Origin of the sequence: Methanolobus sp. (genome assembly GCF_016278365.1) — an archaeon.
GTDB lineage: Archaea > Halobacteriota > Methanosarcinia > Methanosarcinales > Methanosarcinaceae > Methanolobus.
The window spans coordinates 160,075-178,265 of sequence record NZ_JADQBZ010000004.1; the positions used below are offsets into that span (position 1 = coordinate 160,075).

Annotated in this window: 21 protein-coding genes; 14 read left to right on the plus strand and 7 right to left on the minus strand. The window is 45.6% G+C overall.

Annotated elements, in window-relative coordinates:
• The first annotated feature begins 136 nt into the window (after positions 1-136).
• The 5 genes from QZZ22_RS04320 (at position 137) to QZZ22_RS04340 (ending at position 4,661) form a co-directional block, all read left to right on the plus strand.
• The gene (locus QZZ22_RS04320) at positions 137-829 is read left to right on the plus strand and encodes an energy-coupling factor ABC transporter permease (protein ID WP_292463005.1); all 693 of its coding nucleotides are present in this window, start codon (positions 137-139) and stop codon (positions 827-829) included.
• Positions 826-1,110, plus strand: a complete 285-nt coding sequence (locus QZZ22_RS04325; protein WP_292463006.1) for an energy-coupling factor ABC transporter substrate-binding protein — start codon at positions 826-828, stop codon at positions 1,108-1,110. Before QZZ22_RS04320 ends, QZZ22_RS04325 begins: the two co-directional genes overlap by 4 nt.
• 277 nt (positions 1,111-1,387) lie before the next feature.
• Entirely contained in the window at positions 1,388-2,170 is a 783-nt protein-coding gene (cbiQ, locus tag QZZ22_RS04330; protein ID WP_292463007.1) for a cobalt ECF transporter T component CbiQ, read from the plus strand.
• A 9-nt stretch (positions 2,171-2,179) separates the two neighbouring features.
• The gene (locus QZZ22_RS04335; RefSeq protein ID WP_292463008.1) at positions 2,180-3,496 is read left to right on the plus strand and encodes an ATP-binding cassette domain-containing protein; all 1,317 of its coding nucleotides are present in this window, start codon (positions 2,180-2,182) and stop codon (positions 3,494-3,496) included.
• A 478-nt stretch (positions 3,497-3,974) separates the two neighbouring features.
• Entirely contained in the window at positions 3,975-4,661 is a 687-nt protein-coding gene (locus QZZ22_RS04340; RefSeq protein ID WP_292463009.1) for a sulfite exporter TauE/SafE family protein, read from the plus strand.
• A gap of 10 nt (positions 4,662-4,671) precedes the next feature.
• Here the strand turns inward: QZZ22_RS04340 and QZZ22_RS04345 are convergent, their stop codons facing one another.
• From QZZ22_RS04345 to QZZ22_RS04355, 3 genes are read right to left on the minus strand one after another with little or no spacing between them, the layout of a single operon-like run.
• Complete coding sequence (locus QZZ22_RS04345; protein ID WP_292463010.1) at positions 4,672-5,517, minus strand: TIM barrel protein; 846 nt, start codon at positions 5,515-5,517, stop codon at positions 4,672-4,674.
• Positions 5,514-5,846, minus strand: a complete 333-nt coding sequence (locus QZZ22_RS04350) for a hypothetical protein (RefSeq protein ID WP_292463012.1) — start codon at positions 5,844-5,846, stop codon at positions 5,514-5,516. Before QZZ22_RS04350 ends, QZZ22_RS04345 begins: the two co-directional genes overlap by 4 nt.
• 47 nt (positions 5,847-5,893) lie before the next feature.
• Entirely contained in the window at positions 5,894-6,352 is a 459-nt protein-coding gene (locus QZZ22_RS04355; protein ID WP_292463176.1) for a phosphopantetheine adenylyltransferase, read from the minus strand.
• Positions 6,353-6,518: 166 nt separating this feature from the next.
• On the opposite strand from QZZ22_RS04355, the gene radA reads away from it, so the two are divergent.
• Entirely contained in the window at positions 6,519-7,496 is a 978-nt protein-coding gene (gene radA / locus QZZ22_RS04360; RefSeq protein WP_292463014.1) for a DNA repair and recombination protein RadA, read from the plus strand.
• A 40-nt stretch (positions 7,497-7,536) separates the two neighbouring features.
• Entirely contained in the window at positions 7,537-8,217 is a 681-nt protein-coding gene (locus QZZ22_RS04365; RefSeq protein ID WP_292463015.1) for a phosphoglycolate phosphatase, read from the plus strand.
• An 82-nt stretch (positions 8,218-8,299) separates the two neighbouring features.
• On the opposite strand, the gene QZZ22_RS04370 is transcribed toward QZZ22_RS04365, so the two are convergent.
• Together QZZ22_RS04370 and QZZ22_RS04375 are read right to left on the minus strand one after the other, a co-directional pair.
• Positions 8,300-8,572 (minus strand): PRC-barrel domain-containing protein, encoded by a 273-nt coding sequence (locus QZZ22_RS04370; RefSeq protein ID WP_015053912.1) that lies wholly within the window; start codon positions 8,570-8,572, stop codon positions 8,300-8,302.
• A gap of 50 nt (positions 8,573-8,622) precedes the next feature.
• Positions 8,623-10,860, minus strand: coding sequence for a CDC48 family AAA ATPase (locus QZZ22_RS04375; RefSeq protein ID WP_292463016.1), 2,238 nt, complete (start codon positions 10,858-10,860; stop codon positions 8,623-8,625).
• Positions 10,861-11,122: 262 nt separating this feature from the next.
• Between QZZ22_RS04375 and QZZ22_RS04380 the strand changes: the two genes are divergently transcribed.
• Both QZZ22_RS04380 and QZZ22_RS04385 read left to right on the plus strand, forming a co-directional pair.
• Complete coding sequence (locus tag QZZ22_RS04380) at positions 11,123-11,332, plus strand: TRAM domain-containing protein (RefSeq protein ID WP_292463017.1); 210 nt, start codon at positions 11,123-11,125, stop codon at positions 11,330-11,332.
• A 253-nt stretch (positions 11,333-11,585) separates the two neighbouring features.
• Positions 11,586-11,816 (plus strand): DUF378 domain-containing protein, encoded by a 231-nt coding sequence (locus QZZ22_RS04385; RefSeq protein WP_342765077.1) that lies wholly within the window; start codon positions 11,586-11,588, stop codon positions 11,814-11,816.
• A 33-nt stretch (positions 11,817-11,849) separates the two neighbouring features.
• Here QZZ22_RS04385 and purL read toward each other — a convergent pair whose 3' ends face one another.
• Together purL and QZZ22_RS04395 are read right to left on the minus strand one after the other, a co-directional pair.
• Positions 11,850-13,997 carry a phosphoribosylformylglycinamidine synthase subunit PurL gene (purL, locus tag QZZ22_RS04390; RefSeq protein WP_292463019.1) on the minus strand — a complete coding sequence of 716 codons (2,148 nt, stop codon included), beginning with the start codon at positions 13,995-13,997 and terminating at the stop codon, positions 11,850-11,852.
• A gap of 149 nt (positions 13,998-14,146) precedes the next feature.
• Positions 14,147-14,503, minus strand: a complete 357-nt coding sequence (locus tag QZZ22_RS04395) for a DUF192 domain-containing protein (RefSeq protein ID WP_292463020.1) — start codon at positions 14,501-14,503, stop codon at positions 14,147-14,149.
• An 83-nt stretch (positions 14,504-14,586) separates the two neighbouring features.
• Between QZZ22_RS04395 and yciH the strand changes: the two genes are divergently transcribed.
• The 5 genes from yciH (at position 14,587) to QZZ22_RS04420 (ending at position 18,179) form a co-directional block, all read left to right on the plus strand.
• Positions 14,587-14,895, plus strand: coding sequence for a stress response translation initiation inhibitor YciH (gene yciH, locus QZZ22_RS04400; RefSeq protein WP_048147043.1), 309 nt, complete (start codon positions 14,587-14,589; stop codon positions 14,893-14,895).
• Positions 14,896-15,024: 129 nt separating this feature from the next.
• On the plus strand, positions 15,025-16,185 hold the full coding sequence (locus QZZ22_RS04405) for a cysteine desulfurase family protein (RefSeq protein WP_292463021.1): 1,161 nt from the start codon (positions 15,025-15,027) through the stop codon (positions 16,183-16,185).
• Positions 16,186-16,204: 19 nt separating this feature from the next.
• A complete protein-coding gene (locus QZZ22_RS04410; protein ID WP_292463023.1) occupies positions 16,205-16,570 on the plus strand; it encodes an iron-sulfur cluster assembly scaffold protein in 366 nt (121 codons plus the stop codon).
• 26 nt (positions 16,571-16,596) lie between these two features.
• Positions 16,597-16,959 carry a helix-turn-helix domain-containing protein gene (locus tag QZZ22_RS04415; RefSeq protein WP_292463024.1) on the plus strand — a complete coding sequence of 121 codons (363 nt, stop codon included), beginning with the start codon at positions 16,597-16,599 and terminating at the stop codon, positions 16,957-16,959.
• Positions 16,956-18,179, plus strand: coding sequence for an Nre family DNA repair protein (locus QZZ22_RS04420; RefSeq protein WP_292463025.1), 1,224 nt, complete (start codon positions 16,956-16,958; stop codon positions 18,177-18,179). The genes QZZ22_RS04415 and QZZ22_RS04420 overlap by 4 nt, the downstream gene beginning before the upstream one ends.
• Positions 18,180-18,191 lie beyond the last annotated feature (12 nt).

The window sequence follows — 18,191 nt, forward strand, 5'->3', positions numbered from 1 at the left end:
TGTTGTTAGTACAAATGCTGACATATCTTAACTTTAACACCTATCGTTATGTTTATTTACCATAACATAATACCTGATATACATCTAGTCAATTATACTTGATTTGTTGGTGTTATAAAAAGGAAGGTGATCTTAGTTGCATATATTCGAAGGTTTTTTACCCTCTCCCTGGTGGCAGGTATGGTTTGCCATTTCCATTCCTGTTATAATGTATGGTATCTATCAGATGAACAAACTGGTGAGTCAAAGACGTGAAATCGTTCCTTTGCTTGCTGTTGCGGGTGCGTTTATATTCGTGCTGTCATCCCTGAAGCTTCCTTCTGTGACTGGCAGTTCCTCACATCCCACAGGCACCGGAATGGCAGCTATCCTCTTCGGACCGGCTGTAACTTCTGTTCTAAGTGTGATCGTGCTATTGTATCAGTCACTGTTTCTGGCACATGGCGGTCTGACTACTCTGGGCGCCAACGTGTTCTCCATGGGTATCGCAGGTCCTTTTGTTGCTTACGCATTATATAAGGTGGCATCAAAGGCAGGTATGAACTTTTACCTGAATGTATTCCTTGCCACTGCAATTGCCGACTGGGTAACGTATGTTGTAACTTCCTTGCAGCTTGCTTTAGCCTTTCCCTTCGAAGGAAGCGTATTTGCATCATTCAAAATGTTTGCCCTTGTATTTGCAACAACCCAGGTCCCTCTTGCTATCATGGAAGGAGCTCTGACAGCACTGATAATGAAGTATGTGGTACAGGTCAAGAGTGATGTGCTGGTGGGCCTTAATGTGCTCACTTCCTCAGCAGCCACAAAACTAAGGGAGGCCATGGAATGAAGCTTGAATACCTTGTTGCCATAGTCGTGATACTCTTTGCAGCACAGTTCTTCTATGGCGTAGCCAATAATCCTGATTCCGAATTCGGCGGTGCGGATGGTGAGGCTGGAGACATGATAGCTGAGATCAATCCTGACTATGAACCGTGGTTCGGAGGTATTGGCTTTGAACCACCAGGAGGCGAGACAGAAAGCCTGCTCTTTGCTCTCCAGGCGGCGTTCGGTTCTGTTGTAATCGGATACACTATTGGCTACTATAAGGGAAAAGGCGAGAGGAATTGAATGATGTTGTGCTTTTCCGGGGAAAGGCACTAATTCTTTTCTTTCCATTTCTCTTTTTTCATGCTCTATTTATAGTGGCATTGGATATAATGTCAACTTATCCACGAATACAAACATATCCTGATTCTCCTAGTGTCCTGTAAACATCACAGTTCTTATGATGTTGATTCATAACGAAATGCTTATCTAGAAGGTACTGTATTTTCTTTCTTTATACTTGTACAATAGCAGGTAAGATTCGTTCTATTTATTGGTTAGTTTTAAGCTGGTTTGGAAAATGACACATATCCTGGATGACTATGCCGTATCGAGCCCTCTCAGGTACAGGAACAACTGGCTCAAATTAACTGTTGTTGCTTTTGGCATCCTTGCAGGTGTTTCCTCCAACTCTCCCTTTGTTCCTCTTGTAATAGCTGTGTGCATGAGTTTCGCAACAGTTTACTTTGGCAAGGTACCTACAGGTCTCTATCTACGAGTACTTGCAGCTCCTGCAGGTTTTGTTATGGTGAGTGCTGTAATAATTGCATTTTTCTTTGGAGAGGGGGCGAAGTTGTTTTCCTTTGAGGTCTTGGGCTTTACTCTTGGTGTGGGATCTGCCGGTCTTAATATGGCCCTGCTGGTACTTGCACGGACCCTGGGTGGTATGTCCTGCCTGCTCTTCCTGTCCCTTACCACACCTATGATAGAACTGTTCTCGGTCCTAAAAGCGACAAGAATTCCTGACTCGTTCATTGAGATATCGATGATGATGTATCGCTATATCTTTGTCTTCCTGGAGGTGGCTATGGGTGTGAAGTATGCTCAGACTGTCCGGTTGGGATATAAGGATTTCAGGACATCCTTCCGGTCTGTGGTCATGCTTGGGACTAACCTTTTCATCAGGTCATGGGAGCAGGGGGAAAAACTATATGTGTCAATGAACTCAAGGTGCTATGACGGGAAGCTGACCATGCTTGATGAGAAAAGACCAGTCCGGCTACCCGAGATCGTGCTGACATGTGGTTACTTTGTGCTTGTGCTGGCTGTTTTCTATTTTACAAGAGGTATCTCCTTTATCTGAGGTAAAAACATGGTCGTTCTGGAAACAAAGGATCTCAGTTACTCTTATCCTGATGGCACCCTCGCTCTTGAGAGCATCAATATAAAGATCGAAAAGGGAAAGAAAATAGCATTTGTCGGTCGCAATGGCTCTGGCAAATCCACGCTTTTCCTTGCCCTTAACGGGACCTACCGCCCCCAGAAAGGCCAGGTGCTCTATCACAGGGAACCCCTCAAATACGATTCAAAGTCCCTGCGCGAAGTAAGAAAGAATGTAGGTATTGTTTTCCAGAATTCCGATGACCAGATATTTGCACCCACAATTTACCAGGATGTTGCTTTCGGGCCTACTAACCTGGGTTATTCAAAAGAGAAGGTTGAAAAGGTAGTCACTGACACTTTGGAATATGTCGGGTTGACACATCTTAAGAACAAACCGCCCCACCACCTCAGCGGGGGGCAGAAAAAGAGGGTTGCAATTGCCGGTATAGTCGCCATGGACCCGGAGGTTATCATCCTCGATGAGCCACTTTCCAATCTGGATCCTGTGGGAGCAGATGAGGTAATGGACCTGCTAAACGAACTGAACTATTTTGGCAAGACTATCATAATTTCAACCCATGATGTCGATCTCGCTTATAGTTGGGCAGATTATGTTTTCCTCATGAATAATCGCCAAGTCATCAGTGAAGGTGCTCCTGAGGAAATATTCAGGCAGACTGAAAACCTCAAGACAGCTTATCTCAAGAGGCCTGTTACGCTGGAGATATACGAGGAGATCAAAAAGAGGGGTCTTGCTAAGATTAAAAGTTGCCCCCGGGATATTCCTGACCTGGTGCAGACCCTGCGCTCCCAGCATCTGATGTGGGTCGATATCCCTCCCGAGGTTAAGGAAGGCGATACTATAAATCTGGGGATACTTTACGGGGAATATGCTATGGATTCGATGTATGAGGCTATCAACTGTCGTGTGCTGCACATCCACGAAGACGGTCTTGCGATAGTCGAGATGGACCGAAAAGCTCTCAGGGCCGGCTCCATTGGTATCTATGACACTTCCAGGTATTCTCATGATGAACTGATGCGCATAATTTCAAAGGATGGTATCGAGTGCGTGGGTGCCATGGGCAAGAAGAGTAAACTGATAGCTGAAGAAGATGATCTATATATCCATGTCACCTCCGGGGTTATCGACCGCTCTATACTCAATGCATTGTCGGGCCAGAGGTGTCTCATTTTGACTCATGATGGTATGGTAGAGCATGCTATGGACCGTATAAAAGGCTATATGGAAAAGAGTGGGATAAACATTCCTGTGAGTGTGGCTAATCCAGTACCGGAAAAGTGAGCTCATGGGTGTCGGAAGGACATTGATCTATGCAAATGCCTTTTTTGATACAACGCATCCGGACTTTCTCATAGCTAATCTTTATTCATTGAGTGAAAATGTAAGAGTGAGCATGACATATAGTATAAATAAGATGATTATGTACCGTTCTTTCATTATATTTAGTATTAGCATTTATCCATATAATTGTTAGTATTTTTGTAAGTACTGCTTGTTCAATACATACTTCTGTTCATGTAACAATGTGCAGAGGTGGGATGTTCCAGAGATATTGTTCATGTATCTAGTGTAAAGATAAATCCCTCTGTTTGCTTTTGTTTAACTCCTGAGTGGTCATAATGAGCAAAGTAACACTTTCTTGTGGTCTATTGACATACTTATTCGTTACCCTTTTATATAGTAACTCCATTTAAGTATTACGAAGTATTACTATACTTTACATTACTTAAATAAGAATATCCTGATGGGGCTATGATTCATGAATCTACTATCACTGGAAACAAGTACAATGTCTTCAGATTTTAGCTTTTTGATACTTGTTTCTGCATTTCTGCTTGGTGCATTACATGTACTCGAACCAGGTCATGGAAAATCGATAATGGCAGTTTTTGTCATGGGGACGGATGCAGATCTTAAAGATGCTCTTCTTCTTGGAATGACTATAGTTTTCTCTCACGTTATAGTAGTGATGGCATTGGGTGTTGCTTCCATTTATCTCGTAGAGGCCTTGAATGTCGACCTGACTCATGATATCATGAGCCTGGTCGGTGGGCTCATACTGATAGGTGTGGGAGTATGGATATTAAGGAAATTCTATCACCCTCATGAGCATACTATCGATACAAGGAAAGGGGTAATTGCAATAGGGCTTTCCACAGGGCTTATACCATGCCCGACAGCGCTTGCGATATTACTCTTCAGCATATCCAATGATCAGGTATATAATGGTCTTTCCTATGTGCTCGTATTCAGCGCCGGTCTGGCAGTATCCATAACTTTCCTCTCGATAGTATTTGTTAAAGGAAGGGGTTTTATCGAGGGTTATGTCAGCAGCACGAGCATCAGCAAGCTTCCCCTGGTCAGCGGTTCATTCATAATCATTATAGGGGTACTGACACTGCTGCATCCGATACTGGAACACCTGGCACCGGGTATACATATATGAAAAGGAGTGTTCAAATTCCCTCATAGGTTCTTTTCAACAGCAGTGCATCGCCTTCGTTGTCCGGGCTTTCACATATCAGAAGGCCTTTAACCCTGAATTCTTTCAACGCCTTCATAAGTTCTGCATATTGGAAGTCCGAATCCTCCAGATTGAGGTGGTTCCTTTCTCCCTTTTCTCCGTACTCTATGCCGGAAACATGCATGTGCATATCATGCAGGGCTTCTTTTCCGAGTGTTCCTTCAACCTTTGCAAGGACGCGGGAGAATTCCTCTCCGGAGTTCTCAGCTCCGTTGCTCCTGGCATGCAGGTGTGCAAAATCAATGCAAGGCAGAACTCCTTCTATCTCACTGCTCAGTCTCAGTGTTTCATCAAGGGACCCGAACTGAGAGGGCTTGCCGGTTGTTTCTGGTCTCAGGACAACATGTATGCTCTCGTCCTCAAGGCGTGATGTCAGTGTTCTGAGAAGAGTTGAAACTCTCTCATGCACTTTCTCCGTGGTGTCCTCATGGTAATAGGCAGGATGGAACACTATGTTCCTTGCTCCGCACAGGCTTCCTATCCTTGCAGCCGCATATATCCTTCTGATACTGGCATCTATTTTCTCGGGTTCAGCGGAGTTAAGGTTGATGTAATATGGCGCATGCACGCTCAGGGACACATCCAGTTTCTCTGCTTTTTCAAGAACGTTCCTTGCACTTTTCTCGCCCATCTTTACTCCCCGGACAAATTCGAGCTCCATGCAACCAAGTTTCACATCTCTTATCCTTTCTATTCCGCTGATGCTTGTGCCTTTAAGAGAACCTCTGGGGGTGCCTGCTGTTCCAAAAAGTAATCTGTCAGGTCTTTCTCCGCTCATGCGAACCCGAGTTTTGCCTTCAGTTCCTTTTCCCTCTCGGGAGAGAGCTTGTTCCTGATAAGTTCCATGAACGAATCAACATCTTCCTCTTCCAGAGAGCGGATATCTTCTTTTTCTTCCATGGCAAGTTCTACGAGATAATCAAGCTCGGTGGTATCAAGTTTTTCCAGCCTTTCCCTGAAATCCTCTGCAGACTGTGCTATCTTGTGGGATATGGGTCTGAGGATGAACGGGTAACTGTGCCCCATCTTGGACATTGTACTTCCGCCGGCTTCAGGTGCCAGCTTGTCAAATATCTGTTTATCCATCTGCGAGAATTCTCTGCTCATGCAGATTAGTTGTAAAAGAAGGTTAATAAAATTATGTACTTTTGATCTTAGCGCAGGATGCGCCCGTGTGTATCTATCTCTCCACTGACAATTCTGGTCGAGGAGATACGCTCGCTGTCCTCCGCAAGCACGAATCCGATCCTGACTATCTCTATAGGCTTCATGCCCTTATCTTTGCGGATGCTGTTAATCTTAAGTGCTACAGGGTGTGTTTCCGGTGAAACCACAATATAATCATAGTCTTCGTCAAGTGTCTTGCCATAAGGGTCATTAAGTTCGATCACTCTGTACTTTGCTTTTTTTGGGCTACCACTTATGTATTCCAGAAGCTGTGACTCGCGACAGGAGTAGTCCGGTATCTTCCGGCTTCGCTTGTTTGCCATCGTATTTGATGTCAGGCCGATGTCGACCTGCCCGCTGTCTGCAAGTTCGAATGCTTTTCTGAGCAGTTCCCTGTGCCCGTCGTGCAGGCATTCGAAAGTACCTCCGATCGCTACTTTTGCCATCGGGATGTTAATTACCATTTTCTGTGATAAGGCTTGTGTTGCAGTAATCTTTCCTGAACATTGAATACTTTCACCTTGCTTGCCTTATGTATATATACTCACACCCCTATAAAGCATCACAAATGTGCACGAAATTGATAGCATGTGCACCTATGGAGTAATAAGAATGACTGAAGTGTTATTAGAAGAACTGGACCATGTGGGTCCCGCAACCGCACAGAAACTGATGGATGCAGGGTTCACGACAGTAGAAGCGATAGCTGTTTCATCGCCTGCGGAACTCGCAACCGCAGCAGATATAGGTGAATCCACTGCCGCCAAGATCATCCTGGCTGCCCGGCAATCTGCGGATATCGGAGGTTTTGAGACCGGGGATGTTGTAATGGAACGCAGGAAGCATGTGGGGAAACTTTCCACGGGTTGCATGGAGTTCAATGAGATGATGGGAGGCGGTATCGAGACCCAATCGATAACTGAGATGTACGGTGAGTTCGGTTCCGGGAAGACCCAGGTTGCACACCAGCTTGCGGTCAATGTACAGCTTCCCAGAGAACAGGGAGGTCTTGACGGCTCTGTGATCATCATCGACACTGAGAACACTTTCAGACCGGAGAGAATCCAGCAGATGGTGGAAGGACTATCCGAGAAGTATGGTCAGGAGTATGATCATGAAGAGTTCCTGAAGAACATACATGTTGCGCGTGCCTTCAATTCCAATCATCAGATATTGCTTGTGGATTCAGCAATGGAACTTGCCAACGAGCTCAAAAACACCGAAAAGCCTGTAAGACTTCTCATTGTGGACTCACTGACTGCCCATTTCAGGGCTGAGTACATAGGCAGAGGAACTCTTGCTGACAGGCAGCAGAAACTCAACAAGCACCTTCATGGGCTGCAAAGGTTTGGGGATCTCTTAAACGCATGTGTTGTTGTGACAAACCAGGTAATGTCAAAACCGGACGCTTTCTTTGGTGACCCGACAAAACCAATAGGTGGGCACATTGTAGGACATACAGCCACTTTCAGGTTATATATGCGTAAATCTAAAGGGGACAAAAGAATAGTCCGTCTTGTTGACTCGCCTAACCTTCCGGATGCGGAGTCTATAATCTCTGTCACTACTGCAGGATTGCGCGATCCATGATCAGGGAAACGTTTTAATCGTTTCCCCTTATCCTAATTCTATGAAATTCAAGGCTCTTGCAATTGACATCGATGGTACTATTACTGATACTGATCGACGGCTCAGCCTGAAAGCGGCTGAAAAACTGCGTACTCTTGAGGTCCCCGTTATCCTTGCAACAGGTAATGTCCTTTGCTATGCTAGGGCTGCTTCCAAGCTCATAGGGGTATGCTGTCGTATAATCGCCGAGAACGGCGGTGTTATCACAGATGGTTTTGACAAAGAACCGATAGTTTCGAATCACATCCATGAATGTGAACAGGCTTTCGTTATCCTTTCGAAGGTACTCGATATGGAGAAGCTTGACTCGTCCCTGAGAAAAACAGAGATAGTGCTAAGAAGGAATTTTGATATTGAAACTGCAAGGGCTTTACTGGAAACCACCGGACTAGATGTCGAAATTATAGATACTCATTTTGCCATCCATATCAAGAGCAAAAAAATCAATAAAGGCACCGGTCTTGCAAAAATGGCTGACCTAATGGGACTGAAAGTGTCTGATTTTGTTGCAATAGGCGATTCAGTGAATGACGTCGAAATGCTTGATATAGCAGGCTTCGCTGTTGCAGTAGGAAATGCAGATCGGGTGACAAAAATCGCTGCAGATTATGTGACAGACACTACATATGGGGACGGGACCGCAGAAGCAATTGACTACCTTCTGTCAAAAGGCATGCTGTGACCTTTTCAGTCAGAAGTGAAGGGGTATAAAAAAAGGCTGTAAGAATGGCTGTAAAGCCCGGGGTGAACTTGTATCCGTGGCTTTACAAACCTGCTTTATCTTTTAGGCTCTTGGCAAGGTTCTTGTCGACAACTATGTAGTCCTTGATGGCCCTGACCGATTCAAAAGGAAGTAATATGTACTGGTCATCGGTCAGGTATTTAGATGTATCAAGGCTCATATCCGGCTTTACTATCAGGTTGATCAGGTCGCCGGTCTTGACATCCATCACTATATTGAAAAGGACACCTATTTCTGTACCATCGGTTGCCATTACCTGTTTGCTTGAAAGGTTTTTTGCAAAGACATTTGCCATTATTTCATTCACCCCTGAATATAAAAGTGACACTTAAATTTTTGATATATTTATCTGTATCCTATATAAGAACTTGGTTCCTCTTTCTTTATACCGCCTTTAAACTGTGCCTGTATTCTCTCATAATACTCGATCATGTTCTCTGAGAGCGTTGGTCTGACCTTGGCCAGAGCTTCCCTGAAATACTTCATGCCGACCTTCTCGCTCTCAAAGTTTTCGCGTAGTGCGAGCATTACAGCTTCTCTGCATACGGCTTCTATATCTGAGCCAACAAAGCCCTCAGTAAGAATTGCGAGGTCGTCTATATTGACATCCTCTCCCATGGGGATATTCTTGGTGTGTATCCTGAATATATCTTTCCTGCCTGTAAGCGTGGACTGTCCTACAAGCACAAGCCTGTCAAAGCGCCCGGATCTCAGAAGTGCGGGGTCCAGCATATCAGGACGATTAGTAGCGGCTATCACAACTATCTCTTTCAGTGGCTCAAGTCCGTCAAGTTCTGTGAGCAACTGGTTGACTATCCTTTCAGAAACCTTGCCGTCTTCAGTCATCGCACTTCTCATGGGTGCTATTGAATCTATCTCATCGAAGAATACTATACAAGGAGCTACCTGCCTTGCTTTCTTAAATGTCTCACGAATGGCTTTCTCAGATTCACCTACCCATTTTGAGAGCATCTGTGGTCCCTTCACGCTGATGAAATTCGCATTAGATTCATTGGCAACCGCCTGCGCGATAAGTGTCTTTCCGGTTCCTGGCGGGCCGAACAGCAGAACTCCTTTTGGGGGCTTGATACCCATCTCAACAAATTTCTCGGGTCGTGTGAGGGGCCATTCCACTGCCTCTACTATTTCCTGCTTGGCTTTATCAAGACCTCCCACATCGCTCCATTTAACAGCAGGCACTTCCACAAGCACTTCTCTCATGGCAGACGGTTCTATCTCACGAAGCGCACTCTCAAAGTCTTCCCTGCATACATTTATAGTATCAAGTATTTCCGGCGATATTTCCTCATCTTCCAGATTGATGTCGGGAAGTGCACGCCTAAGTGACTTCATAGCTGCTTCCTGGACAAGCGCAAGAAGGTCTGCACCTACAAAACCCTGGGTATGCTTTGCAAGGTACTCAAGCATTTCCGGGGTCATATCCTCACGAAGTGGGACTCCTCTTGTATGGATCTGCAGTATCTCAAGACGGTCGTCCGTATCAGGAACTCCAATCTCTATTTCTCTGTCAAACCTTCCAGGCCTACGCAAAGCCGGGTCGATGGCGTCAAGGCGGTTCGTTGCTCCGATGACTACTACCTGTCCTCTTTCCTCAAGGCCGTCCATCATAGTGAGTAGTTGGGCGACAACTCTTCTTTCCACCTCTCCGGTAACATTCTGTCTCTTGGGCGCAATGGAATCTATCTCATCTATGAATATGATCGAAGGAGCTTCTTCTTCCGCTTCCTCAAAGATCTTACGTATGCGTTCCTCGCTTTCACCATAGTATTTGCCCATGATCTCGGGACCCGCAATGTAAAGGAAGTTAGCACGGGATTCATTGGCCACAGCCTTTGCGATAAGCGTCTTTCCGGTTCCCGGTGGGCCGAAGAGTATTATACCTTTTGGAGGCTCGATATTAAGCCTCTGGAACAACTCCGGGTGCTTAAGGGGCAACTCTATCATTTCCCTTACGCGCTGTATCTCAGTACCAAGACCTCCGATATCCTCATAGGTGATTCCTCTTGCCGCACCGTCATATCCTCTCACAGGTTTTTGCCTGAGTTCTATTTCAGTGAATTCACCTATTATAACGATTGTATCGGCAGGTTCGACCTCAACAGCTATTAGTGGTATGGCCTGTCCCCCGCCTACCTGGCTGGACATTGGCTGTGTCATAGAACTGATGATTGGTATGACATCTCCTTCCACAAGGGGCCTCTTCATTATGTTCCTCTTGATTATTTCACTGATATGATCCCCAAATTCCATAGTCACACCTTCCGGAGGTGCGAGGATTATCTTGGTAGCTGTCTCAACCTCTGCTTTCCTGATGGTTACCCTTTCTCCGATACCAACTCCGGAATTCTGCCGGATGAATCCGTCTATGCGTACGATTCCCTGCCCCCAGTCCTGTCTCTCGGCTCTCCAAACCTTCGCTGCAGTTTTCCTCTTGCCCTCTATCTCCACTATGTCGCCGGGAGATAGCTGCAGGCTCAGAAGGGTTGTAGGGTCCAGTCTTACAATTCCCCTGCCGAAGTCGTTCGGATGTGCTTTCTCTACTTTGATCTGTACTTCGTCCATTGAGTTCATCCTGAATATTATTTCAAATCTATAATTTGATTGTGATTGCTAGGTACTTATTTTATTTCATAGTTAAAATAGATGTGGTCTGCGATATACTCGGTAGCTTCTATTATCACTAAAAAGATTTAAATATGGATTTGTATGTATTATGCCTAAGATTAGATACTGTTCTGCAGATTCTCTATAAATTACCAATTTATGGCGTTTTTCAGCAGTATGGTTGAAGATCTTAGTTTTCAAATAAAGGACGTGTATTGTTTTGTTTAACAATAATCAAGAGTCAACAGCTCCTGTAGCTGCTGGAGAAACATACGAAGTAACGATTCAGGACATCGCTAAAGAGGGAGACGGCATTGCCAGGATAGAGGGCTTTGTTATCTTTGTGCCTCAGGCTGAAGTCGGTGAGACCGTAAACATCAAGATCACTAAAGTACTGCGTAAATTCGCATTTGCAGAAAAGGAAGAATAAATCTTAATATGATGGGCCGGAGCCCATCTCAGTTATATTTCTAATTTTATATTTTCATCTAATTCCTTTTTTTCTTTCCTGCCATGACGGGTAGTCTTCTGACTTCTAAATAGGGCCGATTCTATTTTCCATCGGAAGCTAGCGTTTTATGACGAATCCTTAAAATTGTTACGTCTTATTTTAAGAATCATTACTCGCATAAAGAAAATTAGTATTCAGGGGGTTTTAGGGAGGTGACAAATTGGCAACAAGAATGAACGCTCTTGACTGGTTATCCCTTGCACTTGTGATAATTGGTGGCCTTAACTGGGGTTTGGTCGGTGCATTCGAGTTTGACCTTGTAGCAGCTATCTTTGGCGAGATGAGTCTGCTCTCAAGAATAATCTACATCCTTGTGGGTCTGGCAGCGCTATACATGCTGTATTTCGCTACACGGGTAGGTAGCGATGACAAGGCAGATGAGACAAGAACAACACGCAAATGAGTTGTACTTATGTATCGAAGTTGATGATGGATCTTACTCCATCATCAGTTTTGTGAGGCTCTCTTCTGCCTCTTTTATTTCCTCAGGCTGAACAGATATGCTAAATCCGTTTCCTGTTATCTTCAGTTCACTGCCACCTGTCGTCCCAATGACTGTATGAGGAATGTTCCCAAGCAATTCTTCAACAGCTTCAGGTTCAGGGGTTGTAATGATGGCTCTGGCATATGATTCCGAAAACAGCACATCATCAGCCCTCATTTCCGGTCCTGTGGATGTCAGGTCTGCACTAGCACCCATGTTCACGCACATTTTACATAATGCTGCTGCAAGCCCTCCAAGAGAAACATCATGTGAAGCTGTTACCTTCCCGCTTTCCACTGTCCTGATCACAGCATCGATAATGTCAGAAACATTTTCTGGTACCTGGGGGACTTTCCCGTTCTTCTTCTTTCCTGCAAGGTTGTAGTACTCGGAGCCTCCCATCTCATCCTTTGTTGTCCCGACAAGGATGATGGTATCCCCTTCATTCATGAACATTCCGGGTGGTGCGATAGTCACATCACTGATATAACCTACGACACCAATAGATGGAGTGGGTGGAATGGCAGTCCTGAACTCTTCGCTCTCATTGTACAGGGATACATTACCTCCCACAACTGGAATGGAAAGTTCCCTGCAGCCATCTCCCAGACCCAGGATGGCATGTTTGAACTGCCAGTAAATATCAGGTTTCTCGGGATTGCCGAAATTGAGGCAATCCACCACTGCTATTCCACGGGAGCCCTTAACAGCCAGGTTCATGGCATTCTCTATCAAAGTGCCTTTCCCTCCATGGTAGGGATCAAGTAGCGTGTGTCTCGGATTGCAGCCGCAGGACATTGCAATACCCTCATTACCATCGATTCTCAGGATGCCTGAATCATCTCCGGGTTTCATTACTGTCCTTAACTGAACTTCATGGTCATACTGCCTGTATATCCATTTTTTTGAAGCCACATTGTGAGAGGATAGTACTTTGAGAACTGTCGCTTTGAGATCAGTTGGCATTTCCGGTTTGTCGCCTTCCTCGCGGAGCGCAGGAGTTCTGGAAGGACGCTCGAATGTAGGTGCACCTTCTGTGAGCAGCTTGATTGGGATATCAGCGACTATGTCTCCTTTGAACTCAACAGTATATGTCAGTTCTTCGGTGAGCTCTCCTATCACACTTGCATTGAGGTCATATTTCTGTGCGATGTCAAGGACAGCCTGGACGTTATGTGGTTCGACCTCAAACAGCATTCTCTCCTGTGACTCCGATATAAGTATCTCATAGGGAACCATGCCTTCTTCGCGAAGTATCACATTATCGGCGATTATGTACATTCCAAGGTTACCCTTGGCAGCCATCTCTGAACTGGCACCGGCAAGCCCGGCAGCTCCAAGGTCCCTGCAGGCTTTGACATATCCGTTCCTGATTGCCTCAAGGGTCGCTTCTATCGCCAGCTTCTCAGTAAAAGGGTCACCGATCTGTATGCTGGGCCTGTCTTGCGCTTCTGATTCTTCCGAAAGGTCCCTGGAGGCAAAGGATGCACCGCCAAGTCCGTCCCTGCCTGTAGTCGAACCCATGAGGATGAGTTTGTTGCCTGCTTTTTGTGCACATGCCGTTACTATGTCTTCCTCACGTGCAAGGCCTACCGCTACAACATTCACAAGGGGGTTGCCGCTATATGCCTCGTCAAAGAAAGCCTCTCCACGGACAACAGGTACTCCGATACAGTTCCCATAACCTGCAATACCCTCAATGATATGTTCAAAGAGGTAGAGGTTCTTGGGACTGTTAAGCGGTCCGAAGTATAGAGGGTCCATCAATGCTATCGGACGCGCACCCATGGATATTATGTCACGTACTATTCCTCCAACGCCTGTCGCTGCCCCATTGTAAGGGTCCACATAAGAGGGATGGTTGTGACTTTCCATTCCTATGGCAAGTACCCATCCATTACCAAAATTGACAATGGCAGCATCGTCCCCTGGTCCGATGATCACACGCTCGCCTGTAGTTGTAAAGGTTTTGAGCAGTGGTGCACTTGAGCGATATGAGCAATGCTCGCTCCAGAGGTTCAGGAAACATCCCTGTTCCACCAGGTTCGGTTCCCTTCCCATCTTTTCAGTAACGATCTTAAAATCATTTTCAGATAACATTCATGTGCCTCGGTATTAAACTCAAGATTAACTAGGCTTTTAAAGCACGCGGAAACTAATAAACGTTTCTTTAAGGAACGCGGGACTGTCAGGCACCAGATACAAAGATGTAGTCTGATGACTTAAAAGGTGGTGGAAATATATCTTTCTTAGCACTCATTCCTGAATGTTAGTATATCCCCAACTCTAAGCCCTGCCTTTTTTGCTTTGCCTTTATTAGTTTCGATTATATATTTTACCCTTGTTCCGGATGAACACAGGCCTGTCCATGGCCGAAGCCTGCATATCTTTACTATCCTCTTGTTCTCATCAAGGAACAGGACATCTATTGCAAAAGCGACAAAAAGCATATGTAAAGATACCTTTTTACTCTTGTTCATAACAAAGATAAGGGCGTAATCTTCAGGAATATTCTTTCTGAACATCAGGCCAAGTGCCTGCTTATAAATGCTACAGGCAAATTCGGTACTTGTAGCAACATATTCACCACTAGGTTTTAATATCATTGTTGTTTACTTTAATCATCTATTTTAATTTAAAACTATGTAGCGTTTAAAATAGGTAATAATCCCGGAGGATAAATCAAAAGATGAGTTCTGAAATGTGTTCGGTATGTGGCCTGCCAAAGGAACTTTGCATATGCGAAGAAGTAGCAAAGGAGCAGCAAAGGATAACGGTAAAGGTGAATAGAAGACGTTATGGAAAAGAAGTCACTGTTGTAGAAGGCTTTGATGCCCATGAGATTGATCTTCATGAACTCTCTACGTACCTGAAGTCCAAGTTCGCATGTGGAGGGACTGTCAAAGGCACTGGTGTGGAACTGCAAGGTAACCACATAGGACGCATGAAGGATGTTCTGGTTGAACGGGGTTTCTCTCCGGATCAGATAAAGGATTGAATATCCTATTCCTTGATACTTTTATATAGCTTATTTTCAGGACAGGGATCGTTTTCCCTGCCTTTACATTTAGTGGCGGTGTGCAGGGTATTTATTTGTTAAACACATCCTCTATCAATGATGGATATTATGAAGCGCATATATATGGACCACAGTGCAACCACGCCGGTAGACCCCTTGGTTGTGGATGCTATGCTTCCTTATTTTTCGGAAAGGTTTGGCAATTCATCAAGTCTGCACTCTTTCGGGCAGGAAGCCGATGAGGCGCTTTCCCTGGCACGTGCCCAGGTTGCGGATTCCATTGGTGCTCAGGCAGAGGAGGTCATATTCACTAGCGGGGGCACTGAATCTGATAACATTGCCATTCAGGGTGTTATATCACGGGATTCGGGAAAAAAGCAACACATCATTACATCGGTCATAGAGCATCCTGCCGTTCTCAGCACATGTGATTTCATGAAGGGCATAGGCCATGATATCACCTACGTGCCAGTAAGCAGTGAAGGTATTGTGAATGTGGACGATATCGAGAAGGCCATCAGGGATGACACTGTGCTTATAAGTGTTATGCATGCAAACAATGAGATAGGCACCATACAGCCTATAGAAGAGATTGCGAAGATAGCAAAGGATAATGATGTGTATCTGCACACTGATGCTGTGCAATCAGTTGGCAAGATACCTGTGGATGTGAACAAGCTCGGTGTGGACATGCTTTCAATATCCTCTCATAAGTTGCACGGGCCAAAAGGCGTAGGTGCACTATATGTACGTGAAGGTACTCTCCTGAAGCCTGTCACTTTCGGTGGAGGGCACGAATCGGGCCTGCGTCCGGGTACCGAGAACATCCCTGGTATTGTGGGCTTTGCGAAAGCATCTTCTATTGCGAAAGAGCGCCTTGCAATTGACTCGTCTCAGATGGGAAGGCTTCGTGATTCTATTATTAAGAAAGTATTTGATACTATAGATGATGTCCGCCTTAACGGTCATGCTACAAAAAGACTGCCAAACAATGCCAATCTCAGTTTCAGGTATGTGGAAGGTGAATCAATGCTTATGCTACTTGACATAGCAGGCATTGCTATATCTACCGGTTCTGCTTGCTCGTCCAGGTCCCGGCATGCATCCCATGTGCTAGACTCCATCGGGCTTGATCCGGATTATGTCCACGGCTCTATCAGGATAAGCCTGGGCAGGGATAACACCATGGAGGAGGTAGATTATCTTGCAGGGACATTGCGGGAGACTGTGTCAAAGCTCAGGCAGATATCCTCCCCGGCAAAATGCTGAATATAACCGGAGAAATGACATGTATTCAAAGAAGATAATCGAAGAATTTACAAATCCAAAGAATGTCGGGATAATTGAAAATGCTGATGGTGTCGGTGAGGTTGGCAGTACTATCGATGGCGACGTTATTACTGTATATGTCAAGGTGAACGATGACGTGCTCACTGATGTAAAATTCAAAACATTCGGATGCGTCGTGGCAATCTCGACTTCCACTATGGTCACCCAGCTTGCAAAGGGAAAAACTGTTGACGAAGCTCTTACAATTTCTAATGAGGATGTTCAGAATGCCTTGGGTGGACTCCCTTCGGGAAAGGACAGATGCTCAGGGTTTGCCTTGGATGCTTTGCATAAAGCCATTGAGGACTACCGTAATAAAGCATGAATAATTGAAAAACAGGGGAAATTCCAGTGAAGACTACATGTGAGATCATGGTGCAAAGGGTGCTGCCTGCCATACGTGCAGAGATAGCTCGTATTATCATATCTGAACGTGGCCGTACCCAGCAGGAAGCGGCTGAGATCCTGGGTCTCTCAAGGGCGGCCGTGTCCCAGTATCTGAGTGAGAAAAGGGGTGCTGAAGTTGGCCTTTCGGAGGATACTCAGGAAGAAATACGCAAATTCGCTTTCCAGCTCCTTCAGGGTCTGACTCATAAGGAACAGGTAACTGGCATGTGCAATATATGTAAATATGTCCAGTTGTCCGGCTGGTTGAATAAGAATGAGCCTGATGCAGGCTATTGCGTCCTTTGCGGAGATCCTAAAAGCCATTGAATAGCAGTCTCTGTATTAAATGCAAGGGCAAAGGGCTTTGTGGCCGTCCCTTCTGCCCTATACTTGAGAAATTCAGGTCTATAGAGACATCTTTTTCCGGTATTACTGGCGAGACCTCTATTTTCGGGGCATCACCACCTTCTGTTTTTGTAGGCCGGCACAATTATCCGGAAGTCAGGGCCGGGCCCATGATCCCGCCTCAGCTTGGAGGAGATGAGGCCAGTCTGCTTGAAGACCCAAAAGCTCTGTTGAAAATGGGGATCCAGGATATCATCTCATCGCGCTCAAGGTTGGTAAGGGCAAGCACTGGTGTAAATGTCAAAAATGCTCGCAATACTGATAATCCCCTCATTGAAAAGTCCCAGGAACTGGCCCTGTCTAAAAAACCGGTGGATACAGAAGCGTGGTTTAGCAAGCCTATCCGGAATAAGCTTAAGTTTGATAACGTATTGACTCCCATGGGTCCGTCCGGTGAACTGAAGGATTTCGATATAACTGAGAACCCCCGGGTTCCCCGGAAAGTGGATTCTTTGGTTTATGATACAGATGCTCTTGCAAAGGATGCCATCTCCGAACTGTGGGGAAGCAACATACCTGCTGAACATATAACTCGCCTTCTTTCCATAGGTCTGCTGGGACAGGAGAGGCGTCTGGTGCCGACCCGCTGGTCTATTACTGCTGTTGATGACATGGTCGGGAAGCAACTGCTTATGAAAATACGGGACTACCAGCAGGTAAGCAATGTGTGCGTTTTCAGCGGAGGAGCGTTTGGCAACCACTTTGAGATCATGATGATCCCAAGGAGCTTCACCTTTGAACTTATTGAGGTATGGATGCCGCAGGCAGTCTGGACCGGAGGTACCACGTGGATAGAATCCGATAGTGAGGATCTCAGCGGAAAGAAAGGCTATTCAAATCTTGCCGGCGGCTACTATGCAGCAAGGCTGGCAGCTCTGGAACATATGAGTTCTATCCGAAGGCAGGCATCGGTGTTCATGGTGCGCGAGATAAGGCCCGAATACTGGGCTCCTCTGGGAGTCTGGGTTGTGCGTGAGGCAGCCCGTGCGGCCCTGGAAGCGCAGCCACAGGTATTCGGGTCCGTGGAAGAGGCGCTCATGGGTATGTCCTCTCGTCTGCGTACTCCTTCAAGTAAGTGGATGGAAAAAGCAAAGATGCTTTGCAATATAAGGGCACAGCGTACTCTTGATTCCTTTTTTTGACAACAGGTCATA

Excerpts from the sequence above, each read along its gene's own strand:
- purL (WP_292463019.1), bottom strand. The coding sequence starts at position 13,997 with ATGTTATCTGAAAATGATTTTAAGATCGTTACTGAAAAGATGGGAAGG.
- QZZ22_RS04395 (WP_292463020.1), bottom strand. The coding sequence starts at position 14,503 with ATGATATTAAAACCTAGTGGTGAATATGTTGCTACAAGTACCGAATTT.
- QZZ22_RS04375 (WP_292463016.1), bottom strand. The coding sequence starts at position 10,860 with ATGGACGAAGTACAGATCAAAGTAGAGAAAGCACATCCGAACGACTTC.
- QZZ22_RS04365 (WP_292463015.1), top strand. The coding sequence starts at position 7,537 with ATGAAATTCAAGGCTCTTGCAATTGACATCGATGGTACTATTACTGAT.
- QZZ22_RS04370 (WP_015053912.1), bottom strand. The coding sequence starts at position 8,572 with ATGGCAAATGTCTTTGCAAAAAACCTTTCAAGCAAACAGGTAATGGCA.
- QZZ22_RS04405 (WP_292463021.1), top strand. The coding sequence starts at position 15,025 with ATGAAGCGCATATATATGGACCACAGTGCAACCACGCCGGTAGACCCC.
- QZZ22_RS04325 (WP_292463006.1), top strand. The coding sequence starts at position 826 with ATGAAGCTTGAATACCTTGTTGCCATAGTCGTGATACTCTTTGCAGCA.
- QZZ22_RS04385 (WP_342765077.1), top strand. The coding sequence starts at position 11,586 with ATGAACGCTCTTGACTGGTTATCCCTTGCACTTGTGATAATTGGTGGC.
- yciH (WP_048147043.1), top strand. The coding sequence starts at position 14,587 with ATGAGTTCTGAAATGTGTTCGGTATGTGGCCTGCCAAAGGAACTTTGC.
- QZZ22_RS04350 (WP_292463012.1), bottom strand. The coding sequence starts at position 5,846 with ATGAGCAGAGAATTCTCGCAGATGGATAAACAGATATTTGACAAGCTG.
- QZZ22_RS04355 (WP_292463176.1), bottom strand. The coding sequence starts at position 6,352 with ATGGCAAAAGTAGCGATCGGAGGTACTTTCGAATGCCTGCACGACGGG.
- radA (WP_292463014.1), top strand. The coding sequence starts at position 6,519 with ATGACTGAAGTGTTATTAGAAGAACTGGACCATGTGGGTCCCGCAACC.
- cbiQ (WP_292463007.1), top strand. The coding sequence starts at position 1,388 with ATGACACATATCCTGGATGACTATGCCGTATCGAGCCCTCTCAGGTAC.
- QZZ22_RS04410 (WP_292463023.1), top strand. The coding sequence starts at position 16,205 with ATGTATTCAAAGAAGATAATCGAAGAATTTACAAATCCAAAGAATGTC.
- QZZ22_RS04345 (WP_292463010.1), bottom strand. The coding sequence starts at position 5,517 with ATGAGCGGAGAAAGACCTGACAGATTACTTTTTGGAACAGCAGGCACC.
- QZZ22_RS04335 (WP_292463008.1), top strand. The coding sequence starts at position 2,180 with ATGGTCGTTCTGGAAACAAAGGATCTCAGTTACTCTTATCCTGATGGC.
- QZZ22_RS04340 (WP_292463009.1), top strand. The coding sequence starts at position 3,975 with ATGAATCTACTATCACTGGAAACAAGTACAATGTCTTCAGATTTTAGC.